This is a genomic window from Frankia sp. Mgl5, assembly GCF_023242985.1.
GTDB classification, from domain to species: Bacteria; Actinomycetota; Actinomycetes; order Frankiales; family Frankiaceae; genus Parafrankia; species Parafrankia soli.
The window spans coordinates 1-398 of the sequence record NZ_JALKFY010000498.1; the positions used below are offsets into that span (position 1 = coordinate 1).

The following is a 398-nucleotide window of genomic DNA, read 5'->3' on the forward strand; positions in this document are numbered from 1 at the left end:
CCCGCCGCCGGTTCGGGCTCGGGGATTTCGTCGAGGCGAAGGTCCCGGGGACCATGCAGCCTGGCCGCGATCATGACATACCGCCTTGAGGAGTCGTGGGTTGGCGATCCGGCCGGAGCGGCCGAGGAGCTACCGGCGACCACCGTCAGCCCACCAGGCGCCCGAAGGCAGGTTCGGACCCTATGCAAACACTGAACCCAGTACCACCCTGGACATAGTCACGCAGTTGTGGTAAGCGGTACAGTGCGAACGTGGCGGCCAAGGCCTCTGGAGAGCTGGGGGTCCGTGAGCGCACCCGGCGAGCCGTACGAGCCGAACTGATGTCCGTCGCGATGGACCTGTTCGCCCGCAAGGGTTACGAGGCGACGACGATCGATGAGACCGCGGCCGCCGCCGGA

Annotated in this window: 1 protein-coding gene; it reads left to right on the plus strand. The window is 67.3% G+C overall.

What is annotated here, in order from left to right; all coding sequences use genetic code 11:
• Nucleotides 1-251: 251 nt before the first annotated feature.
• Nucleotides 252-398, plus strand: a 147-nt coding sequence (locus tag MXD62_RS40575) for a TetR family transcriptional regulator (protein ID WP_368862381.1), incomplete at its 3' end; no start/stop codon positions are given.